Source organism: Truepera sp. (assembly GCA_032027045.1).
Classification (GTDB): domain Bacteria; phylum Deinococcota; class Deinococci; order Deinococcales; family Trueperaceae; genus JAAYYF01.
Window position 1 is genome coordinate 2,467,067 of the sequence record JAVSMU010000001.1, and the last position, 20,222, is coordinate 2,487,288.

Annotated in this window: 22 protein-coding genes; 5 read left to right on the forward strand and 17 right to left on the reverse strand. The window is 65.2% G+C overall.

Translation table 11 applies throughout. From position 1 onward, the window contains the following. Window positions 1-112: 112 nt before the first annotated feature. The 3 genes from ROY82_11190 to ROY82_11200 all read right to left on the reverse strand — a co-directional run bounded on the left by ROY82_11190 (window position 113) and on the right by ROY82_11200 (window position 4,072). Entirely contained in the window at window positions 113-514 is a 402-nt protein-coding gene (locus tag ROY82_11190; protein MDT3683021.1) for a RidA family protein, read from the reverse strand. Window positions 515-829: 315 nt separating this feature from the next. Next, window positions 830-2,404, reverse strand: coding sequence for a TrkA C-terminal domain-containing protein (locus ROY82_11195; protein MDT3683022.1), 1,575 nt, complete (start codon window positions 2,402-2,404; stop codon window positions 830-832). Window positions 2,405-2,548: 144 nt separating this feature from the next. Continuing rightward, complete coding sequence (locus ROY82_11200) at window positions 2,549-4,072, reverse strand: Fic family protein (GenBank protein ID MDT3683023.1); 1,524 nt, start codon at window positions 4,070-4,072, stop codon at window positions 2,549-2,551. 289 nt (window positions 4,073-4,361) lie between these two features. On the opposite strand from ROY82_11200, the gene ROY82_11205 reads away from it, so the two are divergent. Together ROY82_11205 and ROY82_11210 are read left to right on the forward strand one after the other, a co-directional pair. After that, entirely contained in the window at window positions 4,362-5,315 is a 954-nt protein-coding gene (locus tag ROY82_11205; GenBank protein ID MDT3683024.1) for a DUF5996 family protein, read from the forward strand. A 4-nt stretch (window positions 5,316-5,319) separates the two neighbouring features. Continuing rightward, window positions 5,320-5,904 (forward strand): dienelactone hydrolase family protein, encoded by a 585-nt coding sequence (locus ROY82_11210; GenBank protein ID MDT3683025.1) that lies wholly within the window; start codon window positions 5,320-5,322, stop codon window positions 5,902-5,904. 166 nt (window positions 5,905-6,070) lie between these two features. Here ROY82_11210 and ROY82_11215 read toward each other — a convergent pair whose 3' ends face one another. Together ROY82_11215 and ROY82_11220 are read right to left on the reverse strand one after the other, a co-directional pair. Further along, window positions 6,071-6,451: a type II toxin-antitoxin system VapC family toxin gene (locus ROY82_11215; GenBank protein ID MDT3683026.1), complete on the reverse strand. Its 381-nt coding sequence runs from the start codon at window positions 6,449-6,451 to the stop codon at window positions 6,071-6,073. Beyond that, a complete protein-coding gene (locus tag ROY82_11220) occupies window positions 6,448-6,720 on the reverse strand; it encodes a hypothetical protein (protein MDT3683027.1) in 273 nt (90 codons plus the stop codon). The genes ROY82_11215 and ROY82_11220 overlap by 4 nt, the downstream gene beginning before the upstream one ends. Window positions 6,721-6,825: 105 nt before the next feature. On the opposite strand from ROY82_11220, the gene ROY82_11225 reads away from it, so the two are divergent. Continuing rightward, entirely contained in the window at window positions 6,826-7,818 is a 993-nt protein-coding gene (locus tag ROY82_11225) for a hypothetical protein (GenBank protein MDT3683028.1), read from the forward strand. Here the strand turns inward: ROY82_11225 and ROY82_11230 are convergent. The 4 genes from ROY82_11230 to ROY82_11245 all read right to left on the reverse strand — a co-directional run bounded on the left by ROY82_11230 (window position 7,740) and on the right by ROY82_11245 (window position 11,091). Next, window positions 7,740-8,732 carry an NADPH:quinone reductase gene (locus tag ROY82_11230; GenBank protein ID MDT3683029.1) on the reverse strand — a complete coding sequence of 331 codons (993 nt, stop codon included), beginning with the start codon at window positions 8,730-8,732 and terminating at the stop codon, window positions 7,740-7,742. The two genes, ROY82_11225 and ROY82_11230, sit on opposite strands and share 79 nt — an antisense overlap. A 7-nt stretch (window positions 8,733-8,739) precedes the next feature. After that, window positions 8,740-9,249: a pyridoxamine 5'-phosphate oxidase family protein gene (locus ROY82_11235; protein MDT3683030.1), complete on the reverse strand. Its 510-nt coding sequence runs from the start codon at window positions 9,247-9,249 to the stop codon at window positions 8,740-8,742. 137 nt (window positions 9,250-9,386) lie between these two features. Then, window positions 9,387-10,409 carry a hypothetical protein gene (locus ROY82_11240; protein MDT3683031.1) on the reverse strand — a complete coding sequence of 341 codons (1,023 nt, stop codon included), beginning with the start codon at window positions 10,407-10,409 and terminating at the stop codon, window positions 9,387-9,389. A 343-nt stretch (window positions 10,410-10,752) separates the two neighbouring features. Next, complete coding sequence (locus tag ROY82_11245) at window positions 10,753-11,091, reverse strand: hypothetical protein (GenBank protein MDT3683032.1); 339 nt, start codon at window positions 11,089-11,091, stop codon at window positions 10,753-10,755. 257 nt (window positions 11,092-11,348) lie between these two features. On the opposite strand from ROY82_11245, the gene ROY82_11250 reads away from it, so the two are divergent. Beyond that, entirely contained in the window at window positions 11,349-11,717 is a 369-nt protein-coding gene (locus ROY82_11250; protein MDT3683033.1) for a hypothetical protein, read from the forward strand. Between the two features lie 71 nt (window positions 11,718-11,788). Here the strand turns inward: ROY82_11250 and ROY82_11255 are convergent, their stop codons facing one another. From ROY82_11255 to ROY82_11265, 3 genes are all read right to left on the reverse strand, one after another. Continuing rightward, window positions 11,789-12,676 carry an ABC transporter permease gene (locus ROY82_11255; protein MDT3683034.1) on the reverse strand — a complete coding sequence of 296 codons (888 nt, stop codon included), beginning with the start codon at window positions 12,674-12,676 and terminating at the stop codon, window positions 11,789-11,791. Window positions 12,677-12,746: 70 nt separating this feature from the next. Beyond that, complete coding sequence (locus ROY82_11260) at window positions 12,747-13,802, reverse strand: ABC transporter permease (GenBank protein MDT3683035.1); 1,056 nt, start codon at window positions 13,800-13,802, stop codon at window positions 12,747-12,749. Window positions 13,803-13,963: 161 nt separating this feature from the next. Then, entirely contained in the window at window positions 13,964-15,535 is a 1,572-nt protein-coding gene (locus ROY82_11265; protein MDT3683036.1) for an ABC transporter substrate-binding protein, read from the reverse strand. A gap of 216 nt (window positions 15,536-15,751) precedes the next feature. Here ROY82_11265 and ROY82_11270 point away from each other — a divergent pair, with 216 nt between their 5' ends. Further along, complete coding sequence (locus ROY82_11270) at window positions 15,752-15,874, forward strand: histidine phosphatase family protein (GenBank protein ID MDT3683037.1); 123 nt, start codon at window positions 15,752-15,754, stop codon at window positions 15,872-15,874. Between the two features lie 161 nt (window positions 15,875-16,035). Here ROY82_11270 and ROY82_11275 read toward each other — a convergent pair whose 3' ends face one another. The 5 genes from ROY82_11275 to ehuA all read right to left on the reverse strand — a co-directional run bounded on the left by ROY82_11275 (window position 16,036) and on the right by ehuA (window position 20,060). Then, on the reverse strand, window positions 16,036-16,626 hold the full coding sequence (locus ROY82_11275) for a hypothetical protein (GenBank protein MDT3683038.1): 591 nt from the start codon (window positions 16,624-16,626) through the stop codon (window positions 16,036-16,038). A 54-nt stretch (window positions 16,627-16,680) separates the two neighbouring features. Then, window positions 16,681-17,373: an ectoine/hydroxyectoine ABC transporter permease subunit EhuD gene (ehuD, locus tag ROY82_11280; GenBank protein MDT3683039.1), complete on the reverse strand. Its 693-nt coding sequence runs from the start codon at window positions 17,371-17,373 to the stop codon at window positions 16,681-16,683. Then, window positions 17,373-18,044 (reverse strand): ectoine/hydroxyectoine ABC transporter permease subunit EhuC, encoded by a 672-nt coding sequence (gene ehuC, locus ROY82_11285; GenBank protein ID MDT3683040.1) that lies wholly within the window; start codon window positions 18,042-18,044, stop codon window positions 17,373-17,375. The genes ehuD and ehuC overlap by 1 nt, the downstream gene beginning before the upstream one ends. Window positions 18,045-18,121: 77 nt before the next feature. Beyond that, a complete protein-coding gene (gene ehuB, locus ROY82_11290; GenBank protein ID MDT3683041.1) occupies window positions 18,122-18,970 on the reverse strand; it encodes an ectoine/hydroxyectoine ABC transporter substrate-binding protein EhuB in 849 nt (282 codons plus the stop codon). A 259-nt stretch (window positions 18,971-19,229) separates the two neighbouring features. Further along, window positions 19,230-20,060 (reverse strand): ectoine/hydroxyectoine ABC transporter ATP-binding protein EhuA, encoded by an 831-nt coding sequence (ehuA, locus tag ROY82_11295; GenBank protein MDT3683042.1) that lies wholly within the window; start codon window positions 20,058-20,060, stop codon window positions 19,230-19,232. Window positions 20,061-20,222 lie beyond the last annotated feature (162 nt).

A 20,222-nucleotide genomic window follows, 5' to 3' on the forward strand; every position in this document is an offset into this window, starting at 1 on the left:
AGGGCCGCCTGCCAGGCGACGAACGGCTTCATGCGAGCGACACCGACGCTGGGGTCAGCGCCGCTGCCGTCGTAACTCTGCTGCTAGGTGCCACAGTCGACAGCAGGGCCCGCTACCGGCCGACCCCTAGGTGCGCGATGCAGTCGATCTCGACGGTGGCCTCGTACGGGAGCCGGCTGACTTCCATGAAAGTCCGCGCCGGCCGGGGCTCGGAGAAGACGCGTTCGAACTGGCGGTTCGCTTCCTCCCGCAACGTCACGTCGGTGACGAAGTAGGTCAGCTTCACGACGTTCTCTAACCGCCCGCCCGCCGTGGCGAGGCGTTCGGCCATGCGGTCCATCGCCGCGTCGAGCGCTTCCTCCCTGCCGGAGACGGCTTTGCCCTTGGTGTCGATCGACAGGGCTCCGGAAACGAACACGAAGCCGCCCACCGCGAAGGCCGGGCTGTAGGGGTGCGGGTTCGGTGCTGACTGCTCGGGGCCGTTGGGCCCGCTCGTATCGGTTGAGGTCGTCATGCTCGAGCCTACCTTGTCTTGCTGAAGCACTCGAAATCGATCTCGTAGCTCGGCTCGGGACTCTTGAGTCGTTGCGAAAGCCACGGATCTGAGTTTCGGGAGCGTGAACCACCGGGTTGGCTAGGGAGATGCCAGCACCCTCTTGAACCGTCGTTCGCTCGGGTGTTGCAGTCACATGTCTCATAGCTGAGCCTGCGGCCAGATAGGGTTGTTCATCAGGGCGTGGAACAAGAAGGCCGCGGCCAGGCTCCCGCGAGCGCAGCCGCTGCATCTTGACGTGCGCCGTCGACGTGGAGCGGGCCCGCCGCGAGGAGGTCACAGGGCGACGATCAGCTGCGCCAGCAGGATCTTCACGACGATCCCCAGCGCGAAGATCGCCGCGTAGCCCGCCTCGACCCTCTCGTCGACGACTCGTGAGTCGGCATAGGCGAGTATCGCGGGCTGGCCGATGAGGCCCGCGAAGGCCCCGGCTGCCCTTGGCGCACTCACCCCGATCCACCTGGCGATGAGTAGGAGAACGGTCGCCGCAACGATGACGGTCAGAACTGCCGCGAGCACCACCTTGAGCCCGGTCAGAGTGAACGCTTGTGAGGCGAAGTCCTGTCCGGAGGTCAACCCGACGGCCGCAAGGAACAGAAGCAGGCCCAACTGCCGGACAGTCCGGTTCGCCGCTCCCGGCATCCCCCACACGACCGGCCCGGTCCGTTCGAGCCCGCCCAGGACCATCCCTACCAGGAGCGGCCCCGCGGCCGGCCCCAGCGAGAAGCTCGCGCCTCCGGGGAGCGGAATCGTGATCAGCCCCAACCCCAACCCAAGCGCCATCCCGATCCCGACGGTGAGCGCGTCGATCTCGGAGACCTTCCGCTCGGAGTCTCCGAGGAACTCCGAGACGGCCGTGAGTTCTTCGGCCGGTACGACGGCGAGGACCCGGTCGCCGAGGTCGAGGGTCAGGTCGTCGCGCGCTAGGAGGTCCAGGTCGCCACGCCGGACGCGCGTGATCACGCCTCCGAACCGCCTCGGGATATCCAGGTCTGAGATGCTGCGTCCGGCCACTCTCCGGCTCGACACGACGAACCGTCGATAGTCGACCGATGTGCGATCGTCGGCGAGGTGCTCGCTTACACGCTCGCCCAAGTGGGCTACTGCCTCGTTGACCCGCTCCAGGGGACCCACGACCACGACCCGGTCTCCGGGGAGGAGCTCCTCACCCGGAGTGGCCACGCGAGTGCGGCCCTCGCGGGCGAGGTACGAGATCAGCACGCTCTGGTCGGCGAAGCCGGGCACGTCCTCGAACCGTGTCCGAGTCTTGACGAGTGCGGTGCAAGCATCCAGCCCTAGGCTCGCCGCCGAAGGCGGGTCGCGGCGCCCGGGCCAGGTCCGGTTCACCACCGCCGCCACGGCCAGGATCGCAACCGCTACTCCGATCGGGTACCCGAGCGAGTACCCGACCGCGGGCTCCGAGGTGCCGGCCGCCGCCGTCGCCGCGGCGAGGGCGGGAGTCGACGTCAAGGCCCCGGCGAAGGTGCCCGCCGTGAGCGCCCCGCCGAGGCCGAGGAGCTTCCCCAGTCCGACCGCGGCTCCCGCCGCCACGACGCTGGTGAGGACGGCTCCTGTCATCAACGGCAGTTGGCGGCGCAGATCCCGGAAGAACGTATCGCCAGCTGCGAGGCCCACCGTGTAGACGAAGAGGGCTAGCCCCAGGGTCTGGACGAGCGCCAGCCCCTCACCGAGCCTGTGATCCAGGGCCCCGAGGCCCAATCCGACGAACAGGGCCCCCGCGGATCCGAACCGCAGTGGCCCGAACGGTATCGCGCCGAACGCGGTCCCGAGGGCAACGACGAGAAAGATGGTCAGAAGCGGAGAACTTGCCAGGATATCGAGGGCTGCCACGCAACCTCCTTAGGGAGCATTTGAGGTCGAGGATCACGCGAAAAACCATGCCGCCTCACGTGGAGCCCCATCGTCGCCAACGTCACCCTCGCCGCCCCACCGTCGGCGCGCTCAAGAGTCAGGCCACACTGGCCGGATGCGATGCTAGAGGGCATCCGCCCCTGCCAAGGCCATCGCGCGGCTGACAGCGTCCTCCAGTCGAGAGATCTCCTCATCACTGAGTTCAATGAACTGCTCGCGCTTACGACCTGAGAGCTCGCCGCCGTTCTGCATGATCGATCGGACAAGCAAAGAGGCACGCCTGTCGGGCATGTCGACGATTTCACGTACGCCCTGCAAGGCGCTATCGAAAACGGTCATGAAGCCGAGTTCCTCTTCGAGGTCGATCCGTATGGTGTCGGCGATCCGGTCGTAGAGGAACTCGACGAAACGGGTTGCGTCGAAGTAACGGTATAGGTGGTGGGTGTCATTCTGGACGACAAGATCCCCGTCCTGCGACCAGTCCCACTCGATGTGCTCGAACAGAGGCCTGGAAAAGGCCTCCAACGCTTCGTCGTACTGTTGCTGCTGCCTGACGATCGCAGCCGACACCGGAAAGATCGTCTTACTGGGGCTATAGCCTCGCCGAGCCAGGACATGATGGATCAGGAATCGGTGGATCCGACCGTTGCCAGCCTGGAACGGGTGGATGAAGACGAATGAGAACGCTACGACCGCCGCCGCTAGGACGGGGTCGATATCGTCATCGATGAGGCGTCGGTAGAGGTCGCGCCAGCCAGCCATCAGGTCGGCAACGTCGGCCGGCTTGGGGCTGATGAAGTGAACCTCCTCCCGGTAGCCGGAGATCGTTTGCCCAACGAAGTTCTGGAAGTCCCGCCATCCGGCCGCAGCGTAGCGGGGGTCGACAATCGCCCCCTGCAGTGCCACGAGGCCGGCAGAGTCGGCAACATCGATGCTGGCGGCCCTCCTGAGGACATCGACGAAGCGGGTGGCACGATCGGCCGACGGCCTCTCCCCTTCGATCGCAAACGTCGACCGGGTCTCTTTCGTGAACAGGTAGTTAACAGCCCACATCAGGACGGTTCTGTCATACCGCGCGAGGAGCTTCCGCGCCTCCTCGTCTAGGCGCGCCTCCCGCGCAGTCCTGAGACGCTCCGTTTGCCGGACCACCGGGCAGAGCTTCGGCCCTCCCAGGAGATTGTCGATGACCCGGTGTCGTTTGCTGTTGCGCCGTGTCTGGAGACCCACGTGTTGCCTCGGATTGAGGGCATGTACGTAGTTGCCCCGCTTGACGTCGGGCAAATCGAGCTTCTCGCCCAACAGCCTTTCATAGAAGAACCATGCTCGGCGGCTATGACTTCCGGTCGGCTCCCGGCGCCCCCACTGCTCGAATCCAGTTGGGCCGATGGCTCTCATGGCCGCGATCATGACGCCAAGGTCGAACGGCTCATGACGGAGAGCGAAGCGCACGTTCTCGATGGGAGTCGGTTCGACTGCGTACTGCTGAGGGTAGAACTCGTAAGTTCGATTGTCATGAACCTCGGTTCGTCTGGCGCCGGATACTGTGAAGCTCATCACCGCCGGCTCCGGAACGGCCAACCCGAGTTCACGGTGTAGCCATGATTGCCCTATGGGCTGCTGGTATCGATCCTCACGGCGGCCGTCCATTCCAGTTCGATTATAGCCGTGCCAGAACGTTTACAACGGCGGTGTTCCGTTCCAAATCGATTACACGGAATCGATTGTGCCAGAGTCACTGAGACGCAGAGCGCGAGCCGCAAGGTTTGGATGAGGTCGAGGCGCCGAGCGTATACTGAACACGCGCGAAAGGTCCGTTGTTGCCGGCGACACGTGCTGTCGCGGGTCCTAGGTGCCTGGCCAGCTGGGAACGCGCGGGGTCCGATGGCAGCCTTCACTGAGGTCGGTCGAGATGCAGGGAGGCACCACGATGCGGTCGATGAGTACGCCCACCGAGCCGATAGCGGCCTTTCCGGACATGGACTACGAGTCGTGGCGCGGCACGTTGCAAACGATCCACCGCTTCGCGCAGGTCGTCGGCAAGGTTCGGCTGGCCGCCAGTCCCAGACACAACCACTGGTGGAACGTCCCGCTACGCCTGACCGGCCGCGGACTCACGAGCCGCCCGATGGGCCGGGACCCGATCTTCTGTATCGACTTCGACTTCCTTGACCACCGCTTGGACCTGACCACCACGGCTGGCCAGCGCTACTCGTTCTCGCTGCCCGGGCTGTCGGTCGCCGCGTTCTACGAGCGGCTCCAACACGGCTTGGCGACGTTGGGCGTGAGGGCGCAGATCGACAGGCCGTACCCGTTCGACCTGCCCGATGCGGACCGCCCCTTCAGCGCCGACACGGAGCACGCCAGCTATGACACGGCCGCCGTGACCCGGTACTGGCAGGTTTTGTCTCAGGTGAACCTTCTGCTCGAGGCGTTCGCGAGCGGATTCTCGGGCAAGACCAGCCCCGTGCAGCACTTCTGGCACACCTTCGACATCGCGATGACGCGGTTCGCTGACAAGCATGTCGAGCAATCGGCTGGTGCCGACTCGGTCACGCGCGAGGCGTACTCCCGCGAAGTGATCAGCTTCGGCTTCTGGTTCGGCGATGAGAACTTCCGCGAGCCGGCGTTCTACTCCTACACCGCCCCGGAACCCGACGGGCTCGCGTCTGAGCCGCTGGCTCCGCCATCGGCCGGCTGGGTCGAGCAGCGCGGGAGCCACCTGGCGATCCTGCATTACCGTGACCTGCAGGAGATGCCGGACCCCCACCAGGCAGTGCTGGACTTCTACGAGTCCGCGTACCAGGCCGGCGCGCGGTTGGCGGGTTGGGACATCGCCAGGTACGCCAGCCCGGACGGTGTCACCGACCCGCGCGCATCGAGTGCAGACTGACGCTATGGCCGAGATAGCGTTGTTTCATTCCGTCCTCGGCGTCCGACCAGGCATTCACGACGCAGCCGATCGACTCCGTGCTCATGGCCACGACGTCACCGTCGTGGACCAGTACGACGGTCGTGTCTTCGACGACTACGACAAAGCGGGTGCGTTCGCGAGATCGATCGGCTACCCATCGCTCATGCGCCTCGCCCTCGATGCCGTGACCGAGCTCGATGACGGGTTCATCGCGGCCGGGTTCTCCAACGGGGGAGGCATGGCCGAGTACGTCGCGACTCAGCGACACGTCGGTGGCGTCTTGATGCTGTCCGGCGCATTGGATCTCGCCATGCTCGGGGTCGAGGCGTGGCCTGCTGGTGTGCCAGCGCAGATCCACTACACCGTCGACGATCCCTTCCGGAACCAGGTCGGGATCGACGCCCTCGTCAAACAGATACGAGATGCCGGCGCACACGTCGCGGTGTTTGACTACCCCGGCGCCGGTCACCTGTTCACAGACCGTTCGCTCGAATCGGAATACGACGAGCAGGCAGCCGAGTTGTTGTGGTCTCGTGTGCTTCCTTTCTGCGCCTCGCCGCCGAGCTGATCAAGGTTAGGCCCGGAGCGGGGGCACTGTGGGAGGCTCGCTGCCGGCGCGCCGAACCGTTTCCGCCTCGGGCCGTAGATCGAGTACAGCCGGACGACCAAGCCATGGGGAGCCGGAGCTCTTGCTACACGGCGCTCGGTTGTTGCGCGTTACCTGCTGTTGCGCGTTACCTGCTGTTGCGCCTGAACGCGTCGGCGAGCGCGGCGTCGTAGGTCCAGAGCGTCTCGACGCCGTGTTCGAGGGCAAGCGCAAGATGAATCAGGCCCCTGGCTGCCAGGGACGGGACCGTGCGCGCCAGCTCTCGTGCCATGCGTACGTTGGCGAGCGTGGTGTCGAGAACGGTCGTGAGGTCGGTGACGAGCACGAACGCGGCATCGAGTTCTGCGTAACGCTTGACTGGCAGGTACGCGTGCAGGAGTTCTTGGAGCACTTCGGCGGACGCGAGCAGTGGCGACGAGTTCGTCGCCAGGCGTTCCCGCACCTCGTCGCGCAGAGGGTGGGGCCTGCCGACGGCGTACATGATGACGTTCGTGTCGACGTAGGTCACTGGTCGAGACGCGGCGTGCGCGACGTCGCGATACGCTGTTTGACCGCCTCCCAGTCCTCCTCTCGACGCTCGTCACCGCGGCGGGCATCGAGCGCTGCGAAGAACGCCGGAAGGTCGGACGGCGACCTCAGGACCCTGCCTCGAGCGCTCTCCAGGCGCGCGCGGCCAGCCTCACGTAACCACTCGCTCAGCGACCGCCCCTCCCGCTGAGCCTGCGCCCTGAACGCCTCGCGTTCCGCGGCATCGATGAGCACATGAATGCGCGACATGTGCATGATCGTAGCACATACATTGGGTCGGACTCGGTGATGACCGGCCCCTGAAGAATGCTGGGCCATCGGTCACCCGAAGGCGGGATTGCCGGTCCTGGTGTTGTGGCCGAGCACCTCTATCTCGCCGGCCGTCGGCGCCAGCACGCCTGCGAGCAGGTCCACTCCACCGGCATGCTGCCTTACGGCACGGCCGACATGATCACGGGCGGCGTGTTCATCGCCTATGGTGTTCATGCAAAACGCGTCGAACACTTTGGCGACATCGTCACCTACGGGGTCAACGACATGGTGCTGGACACCTGGGGAACGGTGGATACGTGGATCGCGCACGCGCCGGTGGTGTCGTACGGCCCGAGCGGGATCGGTTTCGTGAATTTCGGCACCGTGGACGAGTTCCATGCGGAAGCCGAGATCGTTACCTACGGGTTGGGTGCGCGCGGCTTCAACCAGTACGACGGTACCGTGCGCAGCGCTCGCTTCAAATCCATCGAGACCTTCGGCGATGGCTCCATCGGCATCCAGGTCAGCAAGCCCGTGGGCACGATCACGGTTGACGAGGACGTGACGACCCACGGTTCGATCGGCAACACGCTGGTCAAGGGCGTGACCGTGTTGCTGCCGGCCGAAGCCTTCAGCGTGAAGCCCGGAGGCGTGGTCGAGAAACTCGGTGTCGGCGGCAGCCTGGTCACGCACGGTGCCAAGGTCACGACGTACGCGGTCGAAGGCGGCAAGGTGCTCGCGGTCGACATCAAGGGCGAAGTGCTCGCCAATGGCGAAGGCTCGGATGCAGTACTCGTCGCCGACAAGGGTTCGACGCCGCTGACCAACGTGCGCGCCAGCGCCAAGGCCGGCAAGGCCTTGCGTGAAGCGGACGGCGAGATCACGGATCGAACCGGCTTCCTGGCCGGGTATACGCTGTCGCTATCCGCTTGGTCACAGATGGGCAACTCGGCAAAACCTCGATGGCTCCATGTGCGTGCAAGCGAAGATGTCATAGACAAGCGGCCGATCGCGCTTCAAGGCACTACCACGATCCGACCTTTCACGCTGCCGGAGGCCATCGCCATGTGGGCTTTCGCCGCGTCAGCCAGGTGAAAGGTGGCACCCACGCGGGTCTTCAGCTTCCTGGACGTCAACAACCGGTTGATGCTGGCGGCCGCGCGCGCAAGATCAGCGGTCGACGCGTTGCTGATGGCAAATCCGCACAAGGTGACATCACGCGTATACATGTCTCCCACCGGAAGCGACGGATTCTGGCCTTGCAGACCCGCCATGATGACCGCTCGCCCACCCATCGCAAGCAGTGGCAAGCACTGTGCAAAGTCGTTGTGTCCGCTGGTATCCCACCACACGTCGATGCCGTCGTGGGCAGCCTCGCGGACCCGCGCGTACACATCCTTCAGGTGATAATCGAATACCGCTTGCACGCCCAGCTCATCGACCCAAGCCTGGTCTTCGGGCGCTGCCGTTGCGATGACCTGCGCACCGGCGGCTCTCGCCAGCTGCACAACGGCGCTGCCCACACCGCCACCGCCGCCCTCGACGAAGACGGTCTCACCGGCCTCGAGCCCGGCTTCGCGAACCAGACCGATATGAGCAGTCGCTGCCGTATGCAGCACCGAGACCACCTCTTTCAGTTCCACGCCTACAGGCAATGGATACAGGCGATCTTCGGCAACGACCGCATATTCCGCGAACGCACCTTGACGACCATGGTGTCCCAAGCTGTTGCACCACACCCGCTCGCCAACGTCGAATGACGCCACACCTGGTCCTGTTTCGATCACGGTACCGACGAGATCGCGGCCGATCACGAATGGAAACGGCGTGTGCGTCCTGTAGGCTCCGGAACGAACGAACAGGTCCACATGGTTGACCGCGCTCGCCTCCATTCGCACGAGTACGTCGGTCGGGCCCGGTCGCGGAACCGGCAACTCCCCCACCTCGATCTGCTCGACGCCGCCCGTTCCGCGGATGAACGCTGCGCGCATGGTCTGTGGAATCGTCATGGCGGACTCACTTGAAAGCGGCAAGATCGTTGGGCGGTAGAGGCCACGCCTTGCCCTTGAAGCGGTAGCCGCGACGCCGGAATACGTCCACGCAGTTGATTTCGCTGCGCGGATCTCGGTGCAGGTTCGCGAAAGTATCCGGCGAGTTCTGGTTCGTGAAAATCTGCTGGCCATCGTCGTAGACCATTACGGAACCCCTTGGGGACAGGTTGGGCGAGCCGCACGAGCGAGCTAGTGCTACGCCCAAGGTCGGTTTCCTCACACGGAGGACAGCCTGGAACACCGTAGCACTGTCATTGTTGGATTGGATGCTCACAAGGAATCGATCACGGCCGCCTGCGTCGGGGACTCTCAGCACCATGCGGGTTTCCCCACGCGCGAGTACGTGATCTTCGGAGGAGAGTGGTGGCTCTGCGATTTGAATCGCATCGCCGAATAACCGGAACGTGTGTACGACGCCATCGTCGCCGCCGGGCGCGGCCCCGTTCACGTAGCGGTCGAGAACGGTCAGCGGCAAGGCGAGAAGCGCAGGGCCCGTTTCAGGCTGGTGGGGTTCGAGCAACTGTTATGTACCGGTGGACGCGAATCGCGCGGCAGTTCACGCCGTCGAGTAGCGGTGGTCAGGAACGGGTTCTTCCACCCGATTCCCTCAGCTCACCCGAACGGCTGCGGGGCGTCCGGCGTCAGGATCTTCTCAAGCCAGGCGTCCACTTGGTCGTGTACGGTCCCGGATTTCTTGGTCGTGGTGTGGCCCCCACCCGGCACCACCAGGTGCGCGTGCGGGCTATCGGTTTGCGCGTCGACCGCGGCGGCAAATCCTGCGTGCACGTAAACGCAGTTGTTCGCGCCGTTCGTTTCGGGGAAGGGCGCTATCTCTCCGGCGCAGTGCTGATCCTGGTCGCCGACGACATCGAGCAACGGCACGGCCCTGAAGTCGTTCTCGGCGATGACGCGCTCGGGGATGACACCAGCGTCGCCGACGTCCGCGAAACGGCCGACCTTGGCGATGACCTGGTGGTAGTCGAAGTCGGCGTTCTTACGCACCTGCGGGGTCACGCCGGCACGCATGTAGGGAAGGAGCCGCGGCGTGATGAGGTAGGCGTCGAGGATGGCCGCGTTCACGTCGATCCCCTGCTCGTGAAGCGCGTAGCTCAACGCGAAGGCCCCCACGGAGCCCGCACTGGTGCCGTGGATCACGACCCAGGTGGTCTCGCGGTGTTCGGTGACCCACGTCAGGGCGGCTTCGTTCGCCAGCAGGCCATCGACCGTATCGCCCGCGGCACCGTAGTTCGGGTTGTTCGGGTAGGTGGTGCCCTCCCCGGCGTGCAGGTCGTGATCGCACATCGAGGGTACGAGCACCCTCCATCCCTCGTTCAGGCGCCGGGCTATGAGCGTGTCCCTGCCGGAACGGATACCGGTGACTCGGAGTAGATCGTCCAGCGATTCCTCGTCGTTCTCGGACTCGATCCCTATGTACCTCGTCGGGGTCTCGTCGTTGTAGTAGCCGATGCCGCCGCCATGCAGGTACACCCAGAGCGGCGCTTCTCCTAAAGGATCACCCTTCGGCTCTATGATCGCGAAGGTGAAGTTGCCGGGTCGACCACAGTGAAGGGCATCGTTGCGGTAGAGTAGGGCGGTCCAAGAGTCCGCCCCTCGGGTGATCACCCTCTCGTCCACTTTCGTGATGTTCTCGGTATGAATCGGAGGGTCGGTAGGTGAGGCGTGGTCCGGTGAGCCGGGCGCCCCAACGACCCTGCACCCGGTCGCGAACAGCAGGGCAGTCGCCATCACTGCCGCAGTTACACCTCGGGGCCAAGCCCTGGACTCTCTCACGTCAACCCTCCAAGCGGTAAAGCAAAACCGTCGGCCACTGGCGCCCTTCGGCCGAGCCCCAGGAAGAGAGGCTAGCGGACCGACCCCCTGGTACGTCTATGCAGCGCGTTACCCTGATGGTCTCAAGGGTCGAACGCGGGCAGCGACATAGTTCTTCACTTCGTTAGCCGGTCACTACCGTCTCACCCTAGCTGTGCGGGTCGTACATGAACTCGCGCAGCTCCTGCGAGCAACGGCACGCCACCGCGATCTTCCTGGCCCACTCGACCGCCTCCTCGCGCGTCGGCAGCTCCAGCACGGTGAACCCGCCCCTGAGCTCACTGCCCGGGTAGATCTCGGTGCTCACCGACCCGTCGGCGGAGACGAGTACCGGATCGACGTCCTCCGCGATCCCGCCGCCGAACACGTAGACGCCGGCAGCTTTCGCCTCGTCGATCACGGCGTGGGCTGCGGCGGACACGGTTCCTAGCTCCTCGCCGGGGAGCACCATGGCCTCGCTAGGGAAGGAGATGAGGTACTTGGCCATGTCCAGATGATGCTCCTAGGGTTCACCGGACCGCAACCATACGGGAGTGTTTTCGATGTTCTCGCTTGCTCGCGCTGAACGGACGGTTCGGTCGATCGAACGGCCCCATGGCCGGTGTTCATCCCGCTGTCGACGGGGCATGTCCGGCGGCTCGAGCGACTATGTGGTGGCCGGCGTACGTGGCATCTCGGCCTTGCCTAGGTCTATGCCGCTCGACGGGGCCATAATGAGAGCGCTCGGTCGTTCAGGAGGACATCATGGCAGCAGACGCGGAGCGAGAGAAAGCGGCAACCCCGGAGGACATCCCACGGTTGTTCCGGAAGTTCGTCGCGGCGGACGATTACGGTGGGCTCGCGACGCTCTATGAGCCAGGCGCGATCCTCGCCCTGCCGGCGGGCGAAGTGACGCGCGGGAATCACGCTATCGCCGAGGTGTTCCGGCGGGTGCTTGCCGAACGCCCACCGGGTGGATCCGAAGGCCAGTTGCAGCCCGTCTTGTACTGCGGAGATCTCGCCCTGACTTCGACCCGGCTATCCGATGGACGCGTAACGGCCGAAGTCGCCCGGCGGCAAGCGGACGGCTCGTGGCGCTGGGTCATAGATCAGCCCAACGTGACGAGCAAGTGAGTAGTGCTGGGCGCGGTCAGGTGCGTCGCTCGGGCGGCGTAAAGCAGCTGTTGGAGCGCACGTAACCGGACTCAAACGTTGCGCAACCGCGGGTCGAGCACGTCGCGGACGGCGTCCCCCAAGAGGTTGAAGCCTACGACCGCAAGGAAGATGGCGAGGCCCGGGAAGATCGACATCCACGGCGCCCTCAGGAACTGTGAGAAGCCGTCCCGGATCATGAGGCCCCACTCCGGTGCGGGGGGCTGCGCGCCCAGCCCGAGGAAGCCGAGCGCCGCCACGTCGAGGATGGCCGTGCCGATCGACAAAGTGAGTTGCACGATGAGGGGGGCGAGCGAGTTCGGAAACACGTGCTTGAACACGACCCTGAAGCCGCCGGACCCCAGCGCGCGGGCGGCCTGCACGTACTCGTTCTGGCGCACCTGCATGACCACCGAGCGCACTATCCGCGTGTAGATCGGCACTTGCGTGATGGCGATGGCGATGAGCGCGTTCGTCAGGTTCGGACCCAGGGTGGCGACGATGGCGATGGCCAGCAAGATGCCGGGGAACGCGAGGAGGATGTCCATCACCCACACCACGATCAGGTCTACGCGGCCGCCCGTGTAACCGGCCAGCAGCCCGAGCAGCGTGCCCACCACCGACGCGAAAGCGACGGCTATCAGCCCCGCCCGGAGGCTAATCCGGCCGCCATGCAGCACGCGCGTGAAGTTGTCGCGGCCCAGCTCGTCGGCGCCGAACCACCGCTCCGCGCTGGGCGGGCTGAGCCGCGCCCGCAAGTCGCGGTCGCGCTTGGCGTCGTACGGCTTGATGACGGGCGCAAGCAACGACACCACGATCAGGAACACGACGATGATGAGGCCGAGCACTCCCGTGGGGTGACGGAAGAAGCGCTTCAACCGGCTGTTGCCACGCCCCAAGGGCGCGTTCGCCGCCTCGAGAATGGCCGCTTCGGGGGCCATCAGCGGGCCGCCGCGCCCGGCACTGATTCAGCCGGCGGCACCCGTACGGTGTTCGCCATCGCCGGCGCCATCATGCGTACTGGACCCGAGGATCGATGAGCGTATAGGAGATGTCTACCAGCAGGTTCACCAGCACGAAGACCATGGCCACGAAGATCACTCCGCCCTGGATGATCGGGTAGTCGCGAGCCGCGATGCCGTCGTACACCCACCTGCCGATGCCCGGCCAACTGAACACGGTCTCCGTGAGGATGGCGCCCGAGAGCAGCGACCCGAAGCTGAGGCCGATGACGGTGATCACGGGCAGCAGGGCGTTGCGCAGGCTGTGCTTGCGTACTACCTTCTTGTTCGACAGGCCCTTGGCGCGCGCCGTGCGCACGTAGTCCTGCCCGAGCACCTCGAGCATGGCCGAACGCGTCATCCGCACGACGACGGCCAGCGGGATGGTGCCGAGCGCCACGGCAGGCAGCACCAGGTGGCGGGCGGCGTCCAGGGCACCCTTGAAGTTGCCCGTGAGCAGCCCGTCGAGCACGTAGAAGCCGGTGATGGGCTGGATGGTGGTGGCGATGGAGAGGCGGCCCGATGGCGGCAGCCAACCCAGCACCACGCCGAAGAAGTAGATGAGGATGATCCCCAACCAGAAGACCGGAAACGATACTCCCGCTATGGCAAGAAGCATGATCCCGGTGTCTACCAGGGTCCCCCGGCGCAGCGCCGCCCACATCCCGGCCGGGATACCTATCAGCACGGCGATGAGCATGGCGGAAAGCGCCAACTCGAAGGTAGCGGGAAAACGGTGCAGGATACTCTGCGTTATAGGCACCAGCGACAAGATGGAGCGTCCAAGGTCGCCCCTCACGAGACCACTCATGTAGTCGAAATATTGCGAGTCGAACAGGTCGCCGATGGCGCCGGTCTCGCGGAACTCGTCCACGTTGATGAACAGAGGTCGGTCGAGCCCGAGTTCGCTTCGGAGGCGCTCGATGAGTTTCGGCGCCGCCCTCTCGCCCAGCATCGCCGTTGCGGGGTCGCCAGGGATGACGCGCGTTAGCAGGAAGATAAGTAGGGTCACGCCTAGAAGCACTGGGATGAGGCCCAGCAAACGGCGGAGAATGTACCCGGTCAAGCCTGACTCCTAATTGCGGTAACGGATCCTTGGGCGTAGACCCGCGGCACGGTCGCGGCCGCCCCGAAGGCCCGCCAATACGGCACCAAGCGGCACGCCCGACCGGAAGGTGGGAGCGTCCTGAAGCGGACGCTCCCAACGGTCGGTGGCGTGGCGCCGGCCTACTCGGTCTTGGTGATCGGGTGCAGGTTCACGGAGCTGAACCCGAGCGGGCTGGGGACCCAACCGTGGATGTTGGCGCGCGTGGCGTTCAACGAACGGTTGTGAGCCACGGGCATGGCCACGGCCTGGTCGGCGATCATGTCGTTGACCTTGGCGTAAAGGGCGGCGCGTTCGGCCGGATCGGCGATCTGGCGCGCCTCGAGGAGCATGTCATGCACCTCGGCGTTATCCCAACCGCTGCGCCCCACGGCCGCGGGACCGAAGAAGGTGAGCAGGAAGTTGTCGGGGTCAGCGTAGTCGGCGTTCCAGCCGATCATGTACATGGCGAACTTGCCGGCGCGGTAGTCGCCGCCGTAGATGGCCCAGTCTTCCGTCTTCAGCACGGCGTTTATGCCGACGTCGGCGAGGTACGAAGCGATCGCCTCGGCGATGGGCTGCGGGGCCGGGAAGTACGGCCGGCTGACGGGCATGTACCAGAACTCGGTGTCGAAGCCGTTCGGGAAGCCGGCCTCGGCCAGCAGCTCCTTGGCGCGCTCCGGGTTGTACTCGTAGGGCCACGGCTCGCCGTGACCGAAGAGCGTGGGCGGCAGGAGATCGTTGGCCGTAACGCCCAAACCCTCGTAGAAGGCCTCGACGATGGCGTCACGGTCGACCGCGTACATGATCGCGCGGCGAACGAGCACGTTATCGAGGGGCGGATGGCCGAGGTGGATAGCGACGTAACCGATGTTCAGCTCGGATTCCGGGACCTGGACGACGAGGTTCGGATCGTTCTTCACGACCGCATAATCGTCCGAGGTGAGGAGAACGGCGACGTCGATGGTGCCGGCCTGCAGCTCCGCGAGCCGGGCGGTGGGCTCTTGGATTCCGCGGAAGACGACGCCTTGTACGCCCGCCGGGCCGCCCCAGTAGTCGTCGTTGCGCTCCAGCACTACGCGCTCGCCTTCGATCCACTCGACGAACTTGAAGGGGCCAGTGCCGACGGTGCCGGCCTGTGGCCCGCCGTAGTTGACTCCGGCTGCCTTGATGGCGTCCGGGCTGCCGAACTGGAAGTAGACGGCCGCCCATAGCGCCGGCAGGAAGGGCGCCGGCTTCGTGAGCGTCATCCGGACCGTGTACTCGTCGACCGCCTCTACGCTGGCCACGAGGTTGTCGCCGCTCTGGACGGTGCCGCCGAAAGTGTCGTCCCACATCACGTAGGTCTTGCCTTCCGCGCGGTTGCCGTAAGGGCTATCGGCGTCGTTCAGGCGGTCGATGTTGAACTTCACGGCCTCCGCGTTGAACGGGGTTCCGTCGTGGAACTTGACACCTTGCCTGAGCACGAACTCCCAGACCGTGGCGTCCGCGTTCGAACCCCAAGACAGGGCAAGAGCGGGCACCAGGTCGGTAGAGCCGGGGGCGAAATCTATCAGCCGCTCGGAGATCTGCGAGCTGACGACGAGTGAGTTCCCGTCGGTGGTGTCGACGCCGTCGAGCGAGGACGGGTAGCCCGACGCTCCGTAGATCAGCGTTTGGGCGCTGACCATTCCGAGCGTCAGAAGCAGTGCGGCTAGCAGTGCGAATTTCCTCATGGCACCTCCATAGTGCGGTTACTTGTGGGTAAGGACGCCCGCATCTCCCCTGGACCGCTCAGTGACGCTTGAGCTTGCGCAGGTACACGGTTTGGGAAGGTGAGGAGTCTTTACCAGGTTGAGCCTTGAACGGAGGCTAACATTTCCCCGGCGTAGAGGCGTGAACCCTCGATCGACGCCGAAGACGGATCGGTCATCCGAGTTACCCTCTGCGGCGTGAAGGTGGAAACGCAGATCCTCGAACTCTGGCTGATCCGGCAGGGAAAGACGGACTGGAACCGTGACGGCCGCGTCCAAGGGCATGGCGAGAGCGCTCTGAGCGACCTCGGCAAGCGGTAGGCGAGGCAACTGGCGTCGTGCCGGGCCAACGTTGCCCTTGGACGCCTCCGACCCTGGTTCTTGAACCTCGCCCTGGAGTGAACCTTGCGCTGGTGGGTAATCGCAACGGCGCAACTGACCGGTTCGGGGGGTTTGCACGCCTTTACCGCGGCCGTGCCGCGCTAATCGGCACCCCCAACGAACTCGACGAAGTGGAAGCTGCACCCGAGAGGCCCGAAGCCGTCCCAGTCGAAGTCCTCGTAGCGAACCACCGAGTAGGTGCCCAACTCGCCAACGGCTAGGTAGCCCTCGGAGTCGGTTCGGCCGGGAAGGGTTGCGCGGTACCCGGAGGTGGCCGGACCCAACCGCACCGGCTCGAGCGTCACCCGTTCGCCGAACAACTCGCCTGCCACATGTTCCACTACCAGGCCACGGTGAAGCGCGATCGTTACATCGGGGACCAACGGCTCGCCGTCGAGCGTTTCGTACGCGTACCAGACGTCTCCCGCACCGCTCAGCAGGTGGCTGGGTGGCAGCAGGACGCCGAAGCCCGCCTGCCGGTCGACTACTACGCGCCAGTCGGCGCCCACCTCGAGGGTGCCGGCGCCGTTCGCCGCCATGCATTCAGGCAGCGCCGCCGGCGGCGGTTCGCCGGCCAGCGCTGCCATGGACCACAACAGATAGGCCAACAGCAGGCCACTGCGTGCCGCCTTTGGACCACTACCCACGTGCCTCGGACGTTGCAGCGACATCAAGTGCCTCGGACGTTGCATCGAGATCTTCCTCCAGCACCCAGGACCCGACAGCGGGCTCGTTCGGGCGGTCACTCACCTTAGCCGAAGCCCGGCCTTGGGCAAGCGCTGCTCCAAGAACCTGATCAGGGAAGACGAGAGGAGAGTGACCACCAGGTAGAGCCCGCCCACCATCGTGAGCGGCACGAAGTACCGGAACGTCCTATCGCCGATGATGGTGGCCACGTTGAGCATCTCCATCACCGTCACCGCCGACAGGATGGCGGTGTCCTTGAGCATCGACACCAGGTAGTTGCCCAGGGCGGGCACGATGCGCGGGATTGCCTGCGGCACGATGATGTCGCGCATGGTCCGGAGCGCCGGCATGTTCAGGGCTCGGGCGGCTTCCCACTGGCCGCGCGGTACCGCCTCTATGCCCGCGCGGTAGACCTCCGCCGTGTAGCCGCAATACTGCAGCCCGAGCGCCGTAGCGCCCGCCACGAAGGCCGGCAGGACGATGCCGAAGTCGGGCAGCACGAAGTAGAGGAAATAGAGCTGCACCAGGAGCGGCGTGTTGCGCACGAACTCGAGGAAGAAGCCCACGGGCCACGAGACGATCTTGAGCGGCACCATGCGCAACAGCGCCAGAACCAGGCCCAGCACGATGGCGATCACGAAGCCGAGGGCCGTGGCCTGGACCGTTACCCAGAGGCCGCGCAGGAGGATGGGCAGGATGGAAACGGCGAAGCTGAGCTCGGAGCTGGTGTCCCACTGGATCCCGAAGAGCATCAGCCACGCGTCCTTGCCTGCGTCACGCCGACCCGGCGGGCGATGAACCGCTCGAGGAGACGCATGCCGCCGATGAAGACCATGGCCAACACGAAGTAGATGATGAGCGTCGCCGTGAAGGCCGGGATGGACTCGTGCGTGAGGTTCCGGATCGTCTGCGCGGCGAACGTCAGGTCGGTGAGCGTGATCAGTGAGACCAGCGCCGTGTCTTTGAGGTTCTGCACGACGAGGTTGCCGAAGGGCGGCATCATCTCCACCAATGCCTGCGGCAGCGCCACGTTCCAGAGCGTGTAACGGCTGCTGAAGTTGAGGGCCTTCGCCGCCTCGTACTGGCCGATGGGCACCGTCTTGATGGCGCCCCTGACCACCTCGGCACCGTACGCGCCGATGTTGAGCGACAGCGCGACGATGCCTGCCACGTAGGGCGGCAGGCTGATGCCGATAAGCGGTAGCGCGAAGAAGAGCCAGAACATCTGCACCAACAACGACGTCCCGCGGAAGACCTCGATGTAGATGACCGCTATGCCTCGCACCAACCAGTTGCGCGACAGCTTGCCGATGCCGGCCGCGAAGGAGAGGATGGCGCCGAAAACGGTGGAGATCAGCGCCAGCTGCACCGTCACGACCGTGCCCCTCAGCAATGGCGCAAGCAACTCTTGTAGGTCCTGCATGTGGCCTCCTAGGCCGGGTCAGATCGGTTCAGAAGATAGGGGTGGGCCCGGTTCGAACCGGGCCCGGTGGCGCTGACTCAGTTGCCGGCGCAGAGGTCTTGGGTCGAGGCGGCCAGGGCAGCATCGACGTCGTGGTCGGTCAAGCCGTAGCTCTCGAGCGTGGTGCGGTACTCGGGGGTCTTCTGGTAAGCGGCGAGCGCTTCGTTGAAGGCGTCCAGGAAATCCTGGTTCTTCTTGCTGAACGTGAACGCGCCGAACGAGCGCACCTCTTCGCCGTCAACGACGGGGTCGACGAAGTCGGCGGCGGCCTCCACGCGGTCGTTGCCGTCAGCGAGCCCCGCGACTGTGAGGCCGGTGGCCGCGTAGGCGTCGATGCGCCCGGCCGTCAGCGCCGAGGGGGCGTCGGCGTTCGCGTTGAGCGGGACGATCTGGTTCTCCTTGAGCCCGTAGGCCTGGGCGAACTCGAGCTGATCGGCGCCCGAGACGATGCCGAGCTTGAGGCTAGAGTCTTTCACGAAGTCGTCGTAGGAGTGGATGTTCTTGGGGTTACCAGCCGCAACGAGAAAGCCCTCGCCGTAGCTCGAGTTGATCTTGGAGAACGCCACCTGCTCACAGCGCGCGGGCAGCACGGCCTGGCTGGCAGCGACCAGGTCGAAACGGCCGGCCAGGAGACCGGGGATCAGCGAACCGAAGTCGGTGACGGTCCACTTGATGTTCGTGATGCCCATGCTGTCGAGGACGGCGGTAGCTACGTCGGGAGCGATGCCTTGGGCCTTGCCGTCGGCTACCCAGCCGTAAGGGATCTCGTTGGCGGTGGCGATGGTGATGCCGTTGGCTTTGTAGTCGTCGACCGTGGACTGGGCGAAGCCGAAGCCGAGCATGGCCAGCATGCCGACGATCAGAAGTGGGGTGCGAAGAATCTTCATACGGTTACCTTCCTGAGTTGGGCGAAACGCAGCGCCGATCGCTGCGCGTTCTGCTCACGCGGCGCGTCTCGGTGGAGACGTTCCGGTGGCGTGGCCGGGCGTTCTCCGGCCCGCGGCGGGGGTCTGTCGTCTCATCCGTTCCTTCCTTCCGGTCTTAATTGCTGGGCCCAGGGCCGAACACCGTTCTTGGGTCGTTCCCGGGCGTTCTGTTCTTGGGTCGCTTCCGGGCGTTCTTGGGCCGCTCCCGGGCAATAGCGCCTCAGTGAGCCAGGACCGCGCTGAGGAACTCCTGCGTGCGGGGGTTCTCCGGTTCGCTGAAGATCTTGGACGGGGGTCCTTGCTCTTCGACACGGCCGCCGTCGAAGAACACGACCCGATCGGCGACGTCGCGGGCGAAGCCCATCTCGTGAGTGACGATGAGCATCGTCATCTGCGTGTCGTGCGCGAGCCGCCTCAGGATGTTGAGCACCTCGCCGACCAGTTCCGGATCCAAGGCGCTAGTTACCTCGTCGAAGAGCATCACCTTGGGTTCCATGGCGAGCGCGCGGGCGATGGCGACCCGCTGCTTCTGGCCGCCCGAGAGCTGGGCCGGGAACTGGTCGACCTTGTCGGCCAGCCCCACCATGTCGAGCAGCTCGAGCCCGCGCTCGTTGGCGTCGGCCTTCGACATGCCGCGCACGTGGACTGGCGCCTCGGTCACGTTGCGCAAGACGCTCATGTTGGGAAACAGGTTGAAGTGCTGGAAGACCATGCCAATGTCGCTCCTGACATCGCGCAGGTGCTTCTCGTTGGCGGGTAGGTCACGACCAGCCACCTCGCGGTGCCATAGCGGGCGCCCGTCCACGAACACGCGCCCGGAGTCGGGCTTCACCAACGTCATCAGGATGCGCAAGATGGTGGTCTTGCCCGACCCGCTGGGGCCGATGATGGCCACCTTCTCGTTCTCGGCGGCCTCGAAGTCGAGGTCGTCGAGCACTACCTGGTCGCCGTAGGCCTTACGGACTTTCTCGAACCTGACCATCGGCTCGGCGCGCACGGCGGCGGCAACGCTCAACGGTTCTTCGTGAGTAGCGATGCTCGGCCTCGTCACGGGGTCTCCTCTGTGGTTGGCTGTCGGAGCGGCAAGAAGTGCCTTCGCTCCTGGACGGCGCGCCATGAAGGCCGGACGGCGACGCGGATGCGTATCGCAGGGCGTCAAGGGCGATCCGGCGGGCGCGTTTCTGGATGTCGGCGAGATGACAGCGCGAGTGCG